Source organism: Pedococcus dokdonensis (genome assembly GCF_900104525.1).
Classification (GTDB): domain Bacteria; phylum Actinomycetota; class Actinomycetes; order Actinomycetales; family Dermatophilaceae; genus Pedococcus; species Pedococcus dokdonensis.
The window spans coordinates 3,429,080-3,444,625 of the sequence record NZ_LT629711.1 but is presented as its reverse complement, the minus strand read 5'-3'; the positions used below and the strand labels follow the sequence as shown (position 1 = coordinate 3,444,625).

11 protein-coding genes and 1 tRNA gene are annotated in these 15,546 nt (G+C 70.8%); 6 read left to right on the top strand and 6 right to left on the bottom strand.

Features of this window, described 5'->3' with window-relative positions; translation table 11 throughout:
* Nucleotides 1-57: 57 nt before the first annotated feature.
* The 4 genes from BLQ34_RS16225 to BLQ34_RS16210 all read right to left on the bottom strand — a co-directional run bounded on the left by BLQ34_RS16225 (nt 58) and on the right by BLQ34_RS16210 (nt 8,209).
* Entirely contained in the window at nt 58-3,117 is a 3,060-nt protein-coding gene (locus BLQ34_RS16225; protein WP_091787823.1) for an alpha-mannosidase, read from the bottom strand.
* 117 nt (nt 3,118-3,234) lie between these two features.
* A complete protein-coding gene (locus tag BLQ34_RS16220) occupies nt 3,235-4,734 on the bottom strand; it encodes a DEAD/DEAH box helicase (RefSeq protein ID WP_197674726.1) in 1,500 nt (499 codons plus the stop codon).
* A gap of 164 nt (nt 4,735-4,898) precedes the next feature.
* On the bottom strand, nt 4,899-7,349 hold the full coding sequence (gene ppsA, locus BLQ34_RS16215) for a phosphoenolpyruvate synthase (RefSeq protein ID WP_091787820.1): 2,451 nt from the start codon (nt 7,347-7,349) through the stop codon (nt 4,899-4,901).
* Nucleotides 7,350-7,369: 20 nt separating this feature from the next.
* Nucleotides 7,370-8,209, bottom strand: coding sequence for a pyruvate, water dikinase regulatory protein (locus BLQ34_RS16210; RefSeq protein ID WP_231961325.1), 840 nt, complete (start codon nt 8,207-8,209; stop codon nt 7,370-7,372).
* A gap of 251 nt (nt 8,210-8,460) precedes the next feature.
* Here BLQ34_RS16210 and treS point away from each other — a divergent pair, with 251 nt between their 5' ends.
* From treS to BLQ34_RS16195, 3 genes are all read left to right on the top strand, one after another.
* Entirely contained in the window at nt 8,461-10,776 is a 2,316-nt protein-coding gene (gene treS / locus BLQ34_RS16205; protein ID WP_091787818.1) for a maltose alpha-D-glucosyltransferase, read from the top strand.
* 75 nt (nt 10,777-10,851) lie between these two features.
* Nucleotides 10,852-10,941, top strand: a tRNA-Ser gene (locus BLQ34_RS16200).
* A 93-nt stretch (nt 10,942-11,034) separates the two neighbouring features.
* Nucleotides 11,035-12,477, top strand: a complete 1,443-nt coding sequence (locus tag BLQ34_RS16195; protein ID WP_091787815.1) for an MDR family MFS transporter — start codon at nt 11,035-11,037, stop codon at nt 12,475-12,477.
* 46 nt (nt 12,478-12,523) lie between these two features.
* On the opposite strand, the gene BLQ34_RS16190 is transcribed toward BLQ34_RS16195, so the two are convergent.
* Both BLQ34_RS16190 and BLQ34_RS16185 read right to left on the bottom strand, forming a co-directional pair.
* Nucleotides 12,524-13,159, bottom strand: a complete 636-nt coding sequence (locus BLQ34_RS16190) for a DedA family protein (RefSeq protein ID WP_197674725.1) — start codon at nt 13,157-13,159, stop codon at nt 12,524-12,526.
* On the bottom strand, nt 13,156-13,632 hold the full coding sequence (locus tag BLQ34_RS16185) for a nucleoside deaminase (RefSeq protein WP_091787812.1): 477 nt from the start codon (nt 13,630-13,632) through the stop codon (nt 13,156-13,158). Before BLQ34_RS16185 ends, BLQ34_RS16190 begins: the two co-directional genes overlap by 4 nt.
* Nucleotides 13,633-13,696: 64 nt before the next feature.
* Here BLQ34_RS16185 and upp point away from each other — a divergent pair, with 64 nt between their 5' ends.
* The 3 genes from upp to BLQ34_RS16175 all read left to right on the top strand — a co-directional run bounded on the left by upp (nt 13,697) and on the right by BLQ34_RS16175 (nt 15,485).
* Entirely contained in the window at nt 13,697-14,335 is a 639-nt protein-coding gene (upp, locus tag BLQ34_RS16180) for a uracil phosphoribosyltransferase (RefSeq protein WP_091787809.1), read from the top strand.
* Nucleotides 14,336-14,472: 137 nt separating this feature from the next.
* On the top strand, nt 14,473-14,643 hold the full coding sequence (locus tag BLQ34_RS19050) for a hypothetical protein (protein ID WP_172829417.1): 171 nt from the start codon (nt 14,473-14,475) through the stop codon (nt 14,641-14,643).
* Nucleotides 14,644-14,654: 11 nt separating this feature from the next.
* Entirely contained in the window at nt 14,655-15,485 is an 831-nt protein-coding gene (locus BLQ34_RS16175; RefSeq protein ID WP_091787805.1) for a PH domain-containing protein, read from the top strand.
* Nucleotides 15,486-15,546 lie beyond the last annotated feature (61 nt).

Below are 15,546 nucleotides of genomic sequence, written 5' to 3'. Positions count from 1 at the left end.
CGGTTCGAGGTGGTCGGCGCCCGGATCCGGTTGGGTCGCCACCTCGAACTGGTGGGGTCAACGGGTGAAGCGCAGCGTGCGCACCTCGAACGGGCCGAGCACCACGGCGACCGTGGCGGGGTCGTCGGTCTCGGGCCGGTCACCCAGCGGCTCCTCGAGCAGGTTGGCCGCGCCCACCGACGAGACCCGATCCGCGACGCGCACGGTGCCCGCCGCCCGCCCGCCGAGCACCTCGTGCACCCGCACGACGAGGTCGCCCGAGCGGTCGGCGGCGAGCTTGACGCTCGACAGGGCGATGCCGTCACCCTCGACGGAGACCAGCGGCTCGAACCCCTGCGCACCCGTCGCCGTGCGGGCCGGGGTGTTGAGTCGGGCGCCCTCGCGCGCAGCTCCGCCGACGTCCGTGCCGATGACCAAGCCGTAGCGATGGGTGTGGACGCCGTGGTCGGTGTCGGGATCGGGAAACCGTGGCGCACGCAGCAGCGAGAGGCGCAGGGTCGTCGTGAGCGAACCGTCGGCCACCCAGTCTCGGGCGACGTCGTAGCCGTAGGTCGAGTCGTTGACGAGGGCGACCCCGAAGCCGGGCTCCTCGACGTGGACGAACCGGTGCATCGAGGTCTCGAAGCGAGCCGCCTCCCAGCTGGTGTTGACGTGCGTCGGGCGACGCAGGTGCCCGAACTGGGTCTCTGCGCTGGTGTGGTCGGCCCGGACGTCGAGCGGGAAGGCCACCTTGAGGAAGGTCTCCACCTCGTGCCAGTCCGTCTCCTGCTCCACGTGGAGCGTCTGGGACCCGGGCGCGAGCGAGAACGTCTGGCGCACGGTCGACTCCGGCGAGATGGTGCGCACGACGACGACCCGCGCGACACCGTCGTCGTCGATCGCTGCGTCGAGCTGGTCGACGGACCTGAGGTCGCGGACCGTGTTGCGGTAGAAGCGGTCGACGTCCCACGCATCCCACTTGTTCGGCAGGTCGGGGTGCAGCTGGAGCAGCGCGCCGGCACCGCCCGGCGCGATGGCGTCGCGGCCGGTCCGGAGGTCGACCGCCGAGGTGACCAGGCCCTCCGGTGACAGGGTCACCCGCGCGACGCCGTTGTCGAGCACCACGTCGTCGCCGTCCCGGTGCAGCTCGACCGAGGTGTCTGGCACAGCGACTGCCGCGGCCCCGCGGGCGACGACGGCACCTCCCGCGGCGACACCGTCGCGTGCGGATCCCGCGCCGTTGACCGCGATCCGGTCGCTGCCGTCACCGACGAGAACGGCCAGCGAGCGCGCCACGAGCTCCTCGGCCGCGCGCTCCACCCGGGCGTACTGCTCGACCGCCTCGCGGTGCACCCAGGCGATCGAGGTGCCCGGCAGGATGTCGTGGAACTGCTGCAGCAGCACCTGCTTCCAGAGCGCGTCCAGCTCGTCGTGCGGGTATGCCGCACCGGCCCGGACCGCGGCGGTGGCCGCCCAGAGCTCGGCCTCGACGAGCAGGTGCTCGCAGCGCCGGTTCCCCGCCTTGGTGCGGTGCTGGGAGGTGAGGGTCGCGCGGTGCAGCTCGAGGTAGAGCTCACCGACCCAGACCGGGGTGCCGGGTCGCGGCTGGCCGTCCTCGCCGACCAGCTCGTCGTGGGTGCGTGCGTAGAAGTCGTCAGGGTGCTCCCAGCGCACCCGCGGACTGCCCTCGAGGTCGGCAAGGCGCTCGGCCCGACCAGTCATCTCGCGGGTCGTGCCGCCGCCTCCATCACCCCAGCCGACGGGTGCGATCGACCCGGAGGCGATGCGGTGGTCGCGGAACTGTCGATCGGCCAGCGCGAGCTCGGCACCGGACAGCTCGGAGTTGTAGGTGTCCATCGGCGGGAAGTGCGTCAGCACGCGCGACCCGTCGATGCCCTCCCAGAGGAAGGTGTGGTGGGGGAAGGTGTTGACCTGGTTCCAGGAGATCTTCTGGGTGAAGAACCAGTCGAAGCCGGCCCGCCGCACCAGCTGCGGCAGGGCGGGCGAGTAGCCGAAGCTGTCGGGCAGCCAGACGCCGTGCGGGCGCAGCCCGAGCTCCTGCTCGAAGAACCGCTGCCCGTAGAGGAACTGCCGCACCATCGACTCCCCGGACGGCATCACGGCGTCGCTCTCGACCCACATGCCGCCCAACGGGAGGAACCGTCCCGCGGCCACGGCGTCGACGATCCGCGACCACACCTCGGGCCGATGCTCCTTCACCCAGGCGTACTGCTGGGCGCTCGACATGCCGTAGACGAAGTCGTCGGTCTCGTCGATGAGGGCGGCCATCGAAGCGGTCGTGCGGGCGACCTTGCGCACCGTCTCGCGGACCGGCCACAGCCAGGCCGAGTCGATGTGCGCGTGCCCGACGGCGGAGATGGTGTGCGCGGACGCACCGGCCGGACGGGCCAGCACCTCGGTCAGCGCGGTGCGGGCGGACGCGGCCGTGCCCGCGACGTCGGCCAGGTCGAGCCGGTCGACCGCGTCGTCGAGGGCCCGGAGGATGCGCGAGCGGCGTTGTCCCACAGGCAGCTCCGCCTGGAGCCCGAGCAACACGTCGAGGTCCAGGCAGAGCGCGTGCACCTGCTCGTCGAAGACGGCGAGGTCCATCCGCCGCGTCGCGTAGAGCGGCTCGGGCGATGCGGTGCGCACGTCCCCCTGGTGGGTTGGCTTCCACCGGACCGGGCCGAACACGATCGGGTTCGCGGCCGCCTCCACGAACAGCTCGACCCGCTCGCCGCCGTCAGCGGAGGGTGAGACGAGCGCCCAGTGGTTGCGGGGGTTCACCGCCTTCACCGGCGAGCCGTCGGGCCGGTAGACCAGCCCCTCGCACTGGAACCCGGGCTCCGCCACGTCGAACCCGAGGTCGACCACCGCCTCCACGCGGCGACCGGCCCACTCCGCCGGCACGTCGCCGGTCAACCTGAACCAGGTCGTCCCCCAAGCCGGCCCCCACGGCGAGCCCACGGCATACGGGGCGTAGTCGAGGGCCAGGCCCGCGCTCGGTGGCACCGGTTCACCCGGCAGGGTGTGCGCCTCCACCGTGAACGGGACGGAGACCGCGTGGACGGCCGGCCAGAGCCGCTCGGTCAGGACGCGCGTGACCCGGCCGACCGTGAGGGAGGTGTCGTCGTGCATGCCTCCACCCAATCGCAAAACGGCAGTTGCGGCCGCTTCCGCCCATCAACTGCTGGGCGGACGTCGACGCAACTGCCGTGTCGCGGGTATGCCGTGCGCCCAGGCGGGCGCGCCGGCTCAGCGCCCGCGGTGGTTGGCGGAGAAGGCTGCGGCACCGCCACCGGACCGGGACGCGCCCGGACGGTTCGACGAGGACCGGCGCGAGGACGAGCCGGCCGGCCGGCCACCCTGGCCGCGTGAGCCCTGCGACGTGGGGGTCTCGGTGCGGTAGCTGGTCGGGCTGGACGACTTCGAGGACGAGGTGCCGCCGCGACGACCGCGACCGCCACCCCCGTTGCCGCCACTGCGACCACCCTGCTGGCGCTGACCACCGGCACCACCACGGCCTCGCTGCGCGCCACCACGGCCACCGGCGTTTCCGTTGCTGGTGGACTGCACCACCGGGGCGGGCGTCACGAGCTCGGCGGCGGGACCGGTCAGGTCACCGATGGCGGGGTGACCGGGCACGACGTCGACGTTGGTCGGCTTGATGCCGGCCTGCCGCATCAGGGTGCGGGTGTCGCCGCGCTCCTCGGGGGTGCTGACGGTGACGACGACACCCTCGGCGCCGGCCCGAGCGGTGCGGCCGGAGCGGTGCAGGTAGGCCTTGTGCTCGGCGGGCGGGTCGACGTGCACGACGAGGCTGACGTCGTCGACGTGGATGCCACGGGCCGCGATGTCGGTGGCCACCAGCACTCGGCTGGAGCCCTCGCTGAACGCCGCGAGGTTGCGCTGTCGGGCGCCCTGGCTGAGGTTGCCGTGCAGGTCGACGGCGGGGATGCCCGCGGCAGTCAGCTGCTTGGCGAGCTTCTTCGCCCCGTGCTTGGTGCGGGTGAAGGCGAGCGTGCGGCCCTGCCCTGCCACGAGCTCGCGCACGACGGCCGGCTTGTTGTCACGCGAGACGTGGAAGAGGTGGTGCTGCATCGCGGGCACCGGCGAGGCGGCGCTGTCGACGCTGTGGGTCACCGGCTGGTGCAGGTAGCGCTTCACCAGCTGGTCGATCGCGTTGTCGAGCGTCGCGGAGAAGAGCAGCCGCTGGCCGTCCCGCGGAGTGGCATCGAGGAGCCGCTTCACGGCCGGCAGGAAGCCGAGGTCGGCCATGTGGTCGGCCTCGTCGAGCACGGTGACCTCGACGTCGCCGAGTCGCACGTGGCCCTGGCCGATCAGGTCCTCGAGCCGACCCGGGGTGGCGATGACGATGTCGATGCCACGACGGAGCGCAGCGACCTGCGGGTTCTGGCCGACGCCACCGAAGATCGTCATGGTGCGCAGCTCGAGCGCGGCGGCCAGCGGGGTCATCGTCTCGGCGACCTGGATCGCCAGCTCGCGGGTCGGGACCAGCACCAGCGCGCGCGGCGTGTGCGGTGTGCGACGGCGACCCGACTTCGCGAGGGCGGCGACGGTCGGCAGCGAGAACGCCACCGTCTTGCCGCTGCCGGTGCGGCCACGGCCGAGGACGTCACGACCGGCGAGCGAGTCAGGGAGCGTCGCGGCCTGGATCGGGAACGGCGCGTCGATGCCGCGCTCCTTCAGGGCCGCGATGACGCGGGGGTGGATGCCGAGGTCGGCAAAGGGCACGGTCGTGTGGTGCGTGGACACAGAGAACTCAGTTCAGCAGTAGGGAGTGGCCGAAGATGCTGGACCACTCACGAATACCTGTGAGCTGACGGCGCCAACCAGTAGTTGGGGCGCGGAGCAGACGACCTGGCGTGCACGACGGTGCGCACGCAGTGGTTGCAACCCTAGCGGGCCGGGCGTTCATTCCCGAATCGCCCGTTCGTCCGGACCTTGCCGTACGCCCGGCGGACCGACCTATGCGGACTCGGACGACCGCGGGCCAGCCGCAGCCAGGTCTCGACGACGGTGTCGGGGTTGAGCGACATCGACTCGATGCCCTGCTCCATCAGCCAGTCGGCGAGGTCGGGGTGGTCCGACGGACCCTGGCCGCAGATCCCGACGTACTTGCCCCGGGCCCGGCACGCCTCGATCGCCATCGCCAGCATCTTCTTGACCGCGGGGTCGCGCTCGTCGAACCCACCGGCCACCAGGGCCGAGTCGCGGTCGAGCCCGAGGGTCAGCTGGGTCATGTCGTTCGACCCGATCGAGAACCCGTCGAAGTGGTCCAGGAAGGCGTCGGCGTTGACCGCGTTGGACGGCACCTCGCACATCATCACGACCTGGAGGTCGTTGTCGCCGCGGCGAAGTCCGTTCTGCGCCAACAGGTCGATGACACCCTGCGCCTCACCGAGGGTGCGGACGAACGGGATCATCACCTTGACGTTGGTCAGCCCCATCTCGTCCCGCACCAGCTTCAGCGCCTCGCACTCCATCGCGAAGCACTCCGCGAAGTCCTCCGACAGGTAACGCGCGGCACCGCGGTACCCGATCATCGGGTTCTCCTCGTGCGGCTCGTACCGCTCACCGCCGAGCATGTGCGCGTACTCGTTGGACTTGAAGTCGCTCATCCGCACGATCACCGGCTCCGGCGCGAAGGCAGCCGCGAGCATCGAGACGCCCTCGGCGACGCGCTTGACGAAGAAGTCGCGCGGACCGTCGTAGGCCGCGATCAGCGCCTCGACCTCGGCCTTGACACCCGGCTCCTGGTCGTCGAGCTCGAGCAGCGCCCGCGGGTGGATGCCGATCTGCCGGTTGATGATGAACTCGAGCCGAGCGAGCCCGATTCCCTTGTGCGGCAACCGAGAGAACTCGAAAGCCTGGTCGGGGGTCCCGACGTTCATCATGATCTTGACCGGCAGTTCGGGCATGTCGTCGAGCGCGGTCTCGTCGACCGTGAACCCGAGCCGACCCTCATAGACGAGGCCCGTGTCGCCCTCGGCGGCCGAGACGGTGACCTCCTGCCCGTCGGTGAGCGCCTTCGTCGCCGAGCCGGTGCCCACCACGGCCGGGATGCCGAGCTCACGGGCGATGATCGCGGCGTGGCAGGTGCGACCGCCGCGGTTGGTGACGATCGCGCTGGCCCGCTTCATCACCGGCTCCCAGTCGGGGTCGGTCATGTCGGCGACGAGCACCTCGCCGGCCTGGAACTCGTGCATCGACTCGGCGCTGGTCAGCACCCGCACCGCACCGGCACCGATCTTCTGGCCGATCGCGCGGCCCTCGACGAGGACCTCACCGCGCTCGTCCATCCGGAAGCGCTGCAGCGTCGAGCCCGTCTGGCGCGACTTCACCGTCTCGGGGCGGGCCTGCAGGATGTAGAGCTGGCCGTCGACGCCGTCCTTGCCCCACTCGATGTCCATCGGACGGCCGTAGTGCTCCTCGATCTTGAGGGCGTGCTGGGCCAGCTCGGTGACCTCGTCGTCGGTGAGGCTCAGCCGTGCCCGCTCGGCCTCGTCGACCGGGACGAAGTCGATCGACCGACCTACGGCGGAGTCCTCGGTGTAGACCATCTTGGTGGCCTTGCCGCCGACGCCCCGCTTGAGGATCGCGGGACGGCCCTCGCGCAGGGCCGGCTTGTAGACGTAGAACTCGTCGGGGTTCACCGCGCCCTGCACGACCGCCTCGCCGAGGCCGTAGCTGCTCGTCACGAACACGGCGTCCGGGAAGCCCGACTCGGTGTCGATGGTGAACATCACGCCCGAGGAGCCGATGTCGGAGCGCACCATCCGCTGGATGCCCGCCGAGAGGGCGACGACGTCGTGGTCGTAGCTGCTGTGCACGCGGTAGGCGATCGCGCGGTCGTTGTAGAGCGACGCGAAGACCTTCTTGATCGCGAGCAGGATGTTGTCGATCCCCAACACGTTGAGGAAGGTCTCCTGCTGCCCCGCGAACGACGCGTCCGGCATGTCCTCGGCCGTCGCGCTCGAGCGCACCGCCCAGCTCACCTCGCCGGGAGCGCCCGCCACCAGCTCCTCGTAGGCGGCGCGGATGTCGGACTCGAGGTCCTCCGGGAACGGCTGCTCCTCGACCAGGTCGCGGATCTGGGCGCCGGCCTCCGCGAGCGCACGGGTGTCCTCGACGTCGAGGCCCCTGAGCGTCGCGCTGATCCGGTCGGCCAACCCCTCGTGCGCGAGGAACCGCCGGTAGGCGTCCGCCGTCGTCGCGAACCCGTCCGGCACGCGCACCCCCGCCTTCGACAGGTGCTGCACCATCTCGCCGAGGGAGGCGTTCTTGCCGCCCACCGACTCGACGTCGGCCAGCCCGAGGTCCTTGAACCAGGAGATGTTGCCGGTCACCGGCGTTCCTTTCGACGGGCTCAGGCGAGGTTGCCCAAGCGGCTGGTCTGCATGATGACGGCTGCCATCTCCTCCACCGACATCGCGGCCGAGTTGATGGAGGGTATGCGGTGTGCCCGGTAGAGCGCCTCGGCCCGCCGGAGCTCGTAGCTGCACTGGGCGAGACTGGCATACGTGGACCCGGGCCGTCGCTCCCCCCGCACCTGGCTGAGACGCGCGGCCGTGGAGAGCAGCCCGAAGCACTTCCCCTGGAGGTCCTTGATCGGCCGGGGCAGGTCGCCGGTGTCGAAGTCCTCGGGCACGAGCGGGTAGTTCGCGACCTTGAGCCCGTGCTGGAGGGCGAGGTACATCGAGGTCGGCGTCTTGCCGCACCGAGAGGGCGCCACGAGGATCAGGTCGGCCTGCTCGAGGTTGCGCAGGCTCGCGCCGTCGTCGTGCTCCATCGCGAACTCGATGGCCTTCATCCGGGCGTCGTAGCGGCGCGTGTCACCGACACCGTGCAGGGCCCCGACACCGTGGGTGGCGTTGACGTGCAACACCCGCTCGACGGTGTCGAGGTGCGAGCCGAACAGGTCGATGAACGCGCCCTCGGTGCGCTGCAGCTCCTTGCGGATCTCCTCGTCGGACACCGTGGAGAAGACCAACGCGGTCACCGAGTCGGTCGTCGCGGCGTCGAGCTCGGCCACCACCTCGCGAGCCTGCTCGACCGTCGTGATGAACGGGATCTTGCGACGCCGGAAGCTCAGGCTCGGGAACTGCGCCAGCATCAGGTTGCCCAGGGTCTCGGCCGAGATACCGGTCCCACCCGCGAGGAAGAAGACGGGGGTGGGCGCGACGGACTCGCTGGGCTCCGGGATCACGACCCCACCGTTCCACGCCGCGCCCCGCTTGCCCAGTCGCCCGGCGCCGACCGTAAAGACTTGGTCAAGAACGCGATGGATCGTGACACCATCCTCGTCCTGATGAGTCCCACAGGTGACGCGCGAAGGCGCCAGTCCTCCGCTGTGATGCGTTCGCGGCGCGACCCCCTCCGAGAGCTGCGCGTGCCCTCAGACCCGGTCCGGCCACACTCACCCTGCACGCACTCGACCCCATGCGATTGGATGCAGGGATGAGCGAAGAAGCCGTTCAGGAACCCGAGGTCGAGCCCACCGACCAGGATCTGGCCGACCAGGAGCCCACGGAGCACGAGCCCACGGAGATCACCTACTCCGAGCAGTTCTACGCGGCGAGACCGCGGGGCCTGCGGCCCCGGGCCAGGCTCCGCGCGCAGGGCAGCCCTGCTCCTGCCGAGCGCGTCGGCGACCCCGAGGGCACCAACGAGGCCTACGTCTCCTGGCTCGTCAAGGAGTCGATGCTGGAGGACGCGAAGCAGATCGCGGCCCAGCTCAGCGGACAGGGCAGCATGTGGCAGAACCCCTTCGCCCGCCCCGACGCCGTTGCAGCGGTGACGGCCGCGCCCGTCTGGTTCACGGCATACCCCATCTCGATGGTGACGCCACCGGGGGCGTCGTTCCTCGCGACCCTCGCCGACGAGGACTTGTGGGAGGCCTTCGCCCGTATCGGGATCCGGGCCCTGCACACCGGGCCGGTGAAGCGGGCCGGCGGCCTGTCGGGTTGGGACCCGACCCCGAGCGTGGACGGGCACTTCGACCGGATCAGCACCCACATCGACAGCGCGTTCGGCACCGAGGACGAGTTCCGCGCGATGTGCGAGGTCGCCACCAGCCACGGCGGCACGATCCTCGACGACATCGTGCCGGGACACACCGGCAAGGGGCCGGACTTCCGGCTCGCCGAGATGAACGTCGGCGACTACCCCGGGATCTACCACATGGTGCAGATCCCGCCGGAGGACTGGGGGCTGCTGCCCGAGGTGCCCGCAGGTCGCGACTCCGTGAACCTCGACATCGCCGCGGAGGACGCCCTGGAGCGGGCCGGCTACATCATCGGCAAGCTCCAGCGCGTCATCTTCCACGCGCCCGGCATCAAGGAGACCAACTGGTCGGCCACCGCCGAGGTGGTCGGGGCCGACGGCGTCGCCCGGCGCTGGGTCTACCTGCACTACTTCAAGGAGGGCCAGCCGTCGATCAACTGGCTCGACCCGTCCTTCGCGGGCATGCGCCTGGTCATCGGGGACGCGCTGCACTCGTTGGGCGACCTCGGCTCCGGCGGGCTGCGCCTCGATGCCAACGGCTTCCTCGGCGTCGAGAAGAGCGTCGAGGGGTCGCCCGCCTGGTCCGAGGGGCACCCCCTGTCGGAGGCGGCGAACCAGCTGATCGGCTCGATGGTGCGCAAGGTCGGCGGGTTCACCTTCCAGGAGCTCAACCTCACCGTCGACGACATCCGGATCACCGGTGAGGCGGGTGCCGACCTGTCCTACGACTTCGTCAACCGGCCCGCCTACCACCACGCCCTGGCGACCGGGAACACCGAGTTCCTGCGGCTCACCCTCAACATCTCGCTCGAGTCCGGTGTCCCGCCCATCTCACTGGTGCACGCGCTGCAGAACCACGACGAGCTCACCTACGAGCTGGTCCACTTCGAGACCCGGCACCGCGACTCGACCTTCACCTACCAGGGCGTCGAGGTCACTGGCGGGGCGTTGGCCCAGCACGTCAGGGGCGAGCTGGTGACCCTGCTGACCGGACCCTCGGCGCCGTACAACTCGGTCTTCACGACCAACGGCATCGCCTCGACGACCGCGACCATCATCGCGGCGGCGCTCGGCTACCAGAGCCTGGAGGCGATCGACGATGCGGCAGTGCCCCGGATCCGCGAGGCGCACCTGTTGCTGGCGATGTTCAACGCGTTCCAACCGGGGGTCTTCGCGCTCTCCGGCTGGGACCTGACCGGGATGCTCACCGTCGACCGCGACCTCGTCGGCCACCTCCTCGCGACCGGCGACACCCGCTGGATCCACCGCGGCGCCTACGACCTGATGGGCTACCAGCCGGAGGCGACCCACTCGGCCTCGGGCATGCCTCGCGCGCGGTCGCTCTACGGCTCGCTGCCCGAACAGCTCGACGACGAGGAGTCGTTCGCCCGGCAGCTGCAGCGCATCCTGGAGCTCCGTGAGAGGTCCGGCATCGCCACGGCGACCCAGGTGGACGTGCCGCCGACGAGTCATCCCGGCCTCCTGGTCATGGTGCACGACGAGCTGGTCTGGTCGGTCGAGGCCGTCGACGGAGTCGACGCGGCCGCGGCAGAGGCCCAGGCCACCGTGCTGAACTTCTCCGGCGAGTCGGTCGACTCGCGCATCACCTCGACGCGGCTCGAGCCCGGCTGGCGGGCCGTCGACGCCCTGACCGGCGAGCTGCTGGGGATGGTCGACGACCTGCGCTCGCTGTCCGTCGACCTGGGCCCGCACCAGGGCCGCTTCGTGGTGTTCGAGGGGCAGGGGGCAACCTCGCCGGCGGCCGAGTGAGCCCGAGTCGGTCGAGCCCGGGTGGGGAGCCGGGGCGATTTCGTCGCCGTCGACCGCTCTAGTAACCTGCTCCGCGGTGGCGTGTCCGAGCGGCCTAAGGAGCACGCCTCGAAAGCGTGTGTGGGTTAACGCCCACCGTGGGTTCAAATCCCACCGCCACCGCCAGCCACAACGAGAGGGACCCGACGGACTCGTCGGGTCCCTCTCGTGCGTCTCGTTCGGGGAATGGAACGGCTGCCACTGCACTTGCAACCTGAGATGACCTCCACCACGACGGACACCACCGGCGTCGGCCTGCGCTCTGACCGCGGGCCGATCCTGCTGGCCCTGATGGTCTCGACCGGTCTCATCGCGATGGACGCGACCATCCTTGCCACCGCCGTGCCGTCGGTGGTCCGTGACCTGGGTGGCTTCGCGCAGTTCCCGTGGCTGTTCTCGGTCTACCTGCTGGCCCAGGCGGTGTCGGTCCCGATCTACGCCAAGCTCGCCGACATCGTGGGCCGCAAGCCGCTGATGCTCTTCGGGATCGGGCTGTTCCTCCTCGGGTCGGTCCTCTGTGGCGCCGCGTGGAGCATGACCTCCCTCATCGTCTTCCGGGCCGTGCAGGGGCTCGGCGCCGGAGCAGTGCAGCCGATGGCCATCACGATCGCGGGCGACATCTACACCGTCGCGGAGCGGGCCAAGGCGCAGGGCTACATCGCCAGCGTCTGGGCGGTCTCGTCCGTCGTCGGCCCGACGCTCGGAGGAGTCTTCTCCCAGCTCGGCATCTGGCGCTGGATCTTCTTCGTCAACGTGCCGCTCTGCCTGCTCGCCGGAGCGCTCATCGCGCGCAACTTCCACGAGCGCGTCGAGCGCCAGCAGCACCGCATCGACTACCCGGGAGCCACCCTCCTCACGGTCGCCATGACACTGCTCATCCTGGGCATCCTCGAGGGTGGTCAGGCCTGGGCGTGGTCGTCGCCGACGAGCCTCGCGGTGCTGGGGGTCGGCGCGGGGCTCCTCGTGGCGTTCGTCCTCGTGGAGCGGCGGGCCGCCGAGCCGGTGCTCCCCCTGTGGGTGCTGAGTCGGCGCCTGCTGGCCACGACGACGATGCTGGCGCTCGGCGTCGGGGTCATCCTCATCGGCCTCACCTCGTTCGTCCCCACCTACCTCGAGAACTCCCTCGGCATCGACCCGCTCGTCGGGGGCCTGGCGCTCGCGGCGCTGACCATCGGCTGGCCGATCGCGGCCACCTTGTCGGGGCGGCTGCTCTATCTCCGGTTCGGTTTCCGGCCGGCCATCCTCGTGGGTATGGCGCTCGTGGTGGTCGGCACCGCGACCCTCGCCCTGGCCTCGCAGCACCCCTCGGTCGCGGTGGTCGCCCTGGCCTGCTTCGTGACCGGCCTCGGCATGGGGCTGGTCGCCAGTCCCTCGCTGATCGCGGCGCAGGCCAGCGTCGAGTGGCACGAGCGGGGTGTCGCGACCGGGACCAACATGTTCGCGCGCTCGATCGGCAGCGCTGTCGGGGCGGCGGTCCTCGGCGCTGTCGCCAACGGCGTCATCGCCCGCTCCGGCCGCCCGGAGACCGACCCGGCGACCGCGACCGATGCAGGTTCGGCCGTCTTCTACGGCGTCCTGGTGGCCGCGCTCCTGACCGTCGTCGCCGGGGCGCTGATGCCCAAGGTCACCGCCGAGCAGACGCCCGCACCCGAGACCCCCTGACCCGTCCCCGGGTCGAGGTGATGTCCGACCGGATTCCGGTCGGATATCACCTCGACCCCGGAGTCTCAGGGGAGGAGCGGTGGCGGCGGATCGCCCAGACCACGATCGCGACCACCACGATCAGGGCGACGATCCCGGCGGCACCACGGCCAAGCCATTTCTCGACCCGGTGGTACGACTCCCCCGCGAGATAGCCGGCTGTGACAGCCGTTGCGCCCCAGGCGATTCCGCCGATCGCGTTCCAGGGCAGGAAGATCCGGTAGCGCATCCCCGACAGCCCAGCGAGCGCCGGCATCACAGCCCGGAAGAACGCCGTCCACCGGCCGAGGAAGACCGCCGACCCGCCACGACGACGGAGGAACTCCTGCGCCGAGTCGAGCCGCTCTCGTCGTCGCTCGAGGATCTTGAGCCCCATCACCCGCGGACCGAACAGCCGCCCGATCTCGTAGCCCACCGAGTCGCCGATGACCGCCGCCAGGATGACGACGACCAGCACCCACGCCAGCGACGTGTGGCCGAGGCTGGCCGTCACACCACCGATGATCGCGAGGGTCTCGCCGGGCAGCACGAACCCCACGAACAGGGCGTCCTCGGCGAACACCACCAGCGCGACGATGAGGTAGACCAGCCAGGGCGGCGCGGACAGGACCTGGTTGACCAGGTTGTTGATGATGCCGCTCACGCACGCTCTCCCTGCTCGACCGGGGCACCGCCGGCGCCGCCGCTGCGGTGCCCCTCGAAGAATTCCAGCAGCACCTGAGAACACTCTGAGGACCGGACACCACCGACCACCTCGACGCGGTGGGTGGCCCGGCGGTCGCGGACGATGTCCCAGACCGAGCCGGTCGCCCCCAGCTTCGGGTCCCACGCCCCCAGCACCAGTCGCGAGATGCGCGCCAGCATCAGGGCCCCGGCGCACATCGGACACGGTTCCAGCGTCACGACGAGCGTGCAGTCCTCGAGCCGCCACTCCCCCAGAGCCTGCGCCGCCTCACGCAGGGCGACGACCTCGGCGTGCGCGGTGGGGTCGCCCTGCACCTCGCGCAGGTTGCGGCCCCGGCCGATGACCTCGCCGGACGGCGACACCACGACGGCGCCGACCGGCACGTCGCCGTCGCGCCCCGCGGCCGCGGCGAGGTCGAGCGCCATACCCATCCACGCGGCATACCGCTCATCGACCGAGGGTCCGCGCGTTGGGGTCACGCGCTAAGTTTCGCCTATGCGCGTCCACGTTGCCGACCACCCGCTCATCACGCACAAGCTGACCTACCTGCGCGACAAGCGCACGGACAGCCCGACCTTCCGCCGGCTGGCCGAGGAGCTGGTGACCCTGCTGGCCTACGAGGCCACCCGCGACGTGCGCGTGGAGCCGTTCGACATCGAGACCCCGGTCGCCCCCACGACCGGCATCAAGCTGTCGAACCCCAAGCCCCTCATCGTCCCGATCCTGCGCGCCGGGCTCGGCATGCTCGAGGGCATGGTGCGGCTCCTGCCGAGCGCCGAGGTGGGCTTCCTCGGCATGCAGCGCAACGAGGAGACGCTCGAGGCGATCACCTACGCGAACCGGCTGCCCGACGACCTCAAGGGCCGGCAGTGCTACGTCGTCGACCCCATGCTCGCCACCGGGGGCACGCTGGCCGACGCCATCCGCTACCTCGCCGACCGCGGCGCCGACGACATCACCGCGGTCACCCTGCTGGCGGCCCCCGAGGGCGTCAAGCACGTCGAGGAAGCGCTGTCGGACCTCGACATCCCGATCACCATCGTCACCGGCGCCATGGACGAGAAGCTCAACGAGAAGGGCTACATCGTCCCCGGCCTGGGCGACGCCGGTGACCGCCTCTACGGCGTCGTCTGACGCCGTTACCGTATGCCGCGCGGCCAGGACGCGCGGCGCGCCTCACCCGTTCGGACAAGGGTTTCGGGCAGGCTGGACCCGCGACGGGCCCGTCCGGCCTGCCCACGGACGGCACCACCCAGACCGAGGAGATGAGCATGCAGCGCGTCAAGAAGATCCTGCTCTGGGTCCTCGTCGCGTTCATCGCCTACGCCATCTTCACCTCGCCCGACCAGGCGGCCGACATCCTCAAGACCTCGGGCGGCATCCTCGTCGACGGCGTCAAGAACGTCGGCAACTTCTTCGACGCCCTGCTCGGCCGCCGGTAACGGTCCGGCCGATGGTCGGCTCCGAACGACGCCACGAAGAGCTCGACCGCTACCTCCTCGACGGCGAACAGCTCGTCACCGCCGTGCACCAGCACTGGGGCAAGGTCGCCGAACCGGTCCTGTCCGGGGTGGCGGCCCTCATCCTCGCGTTCTGGGTTGACGCCAGGATCGACCCCACCATCGGGTGGGTCAGCACGCTGGTCTGGTGGTTCTGGTTCGCGGTCGCGCTGCGGACGGCATACCGGATCGCGGAGTGGCGGCACGACTGGTTCGTGGCGACCGACAAGCGCCTGCTGCTCTTCTACGGGTTCATCACGCGCAAGGTGTCGATGATGCCGCTGATGAAGGTCACCGACATGTCCTACGAGCGGTCGGTGCCGGGACGGATCCTCGGCTACGGCCGGTTCGTCATGGAGTCGGCCGGCCAGGACCAGGCGCTGCGCGAGGTCAACTGGGTGCCGCAGCCCGACGAGCACTACCGCGCGATCTGCGCCGAGATCTTCGGCACCGCCGTGCATGACCAGGACCTCTTCGACGCACCGTTCGACGACTACGGCGACGGGCGCGACGACCGCTGGGGCGACGGGCCTCCGCCGCCGCAAGCCGGCCTGCCCGACCCGTATGACGGGTGGGACAGCCCGCGCCACAGCCCCGCCGGTCCCACTGCCCCGCCGCGACCGGGGTCGTCGTCGCAGGGCTCGCTCTACCGCAGCCCCGACCTGCGGGCCCGCGACCGCAGCGCCGACACCGGGCCCATCCCGATCCGCCAGCGCCAGCGCCCACACCCCCGCACTCGTCCCCGGCACGACCAGGACCCGCACCGCGACCTCGGCGACGACTAGCCACCACTCCTGGCCACGGGTGGTGGGTCCGAGCCTGGTTTCGGGGCCGTTGTGCGGCACA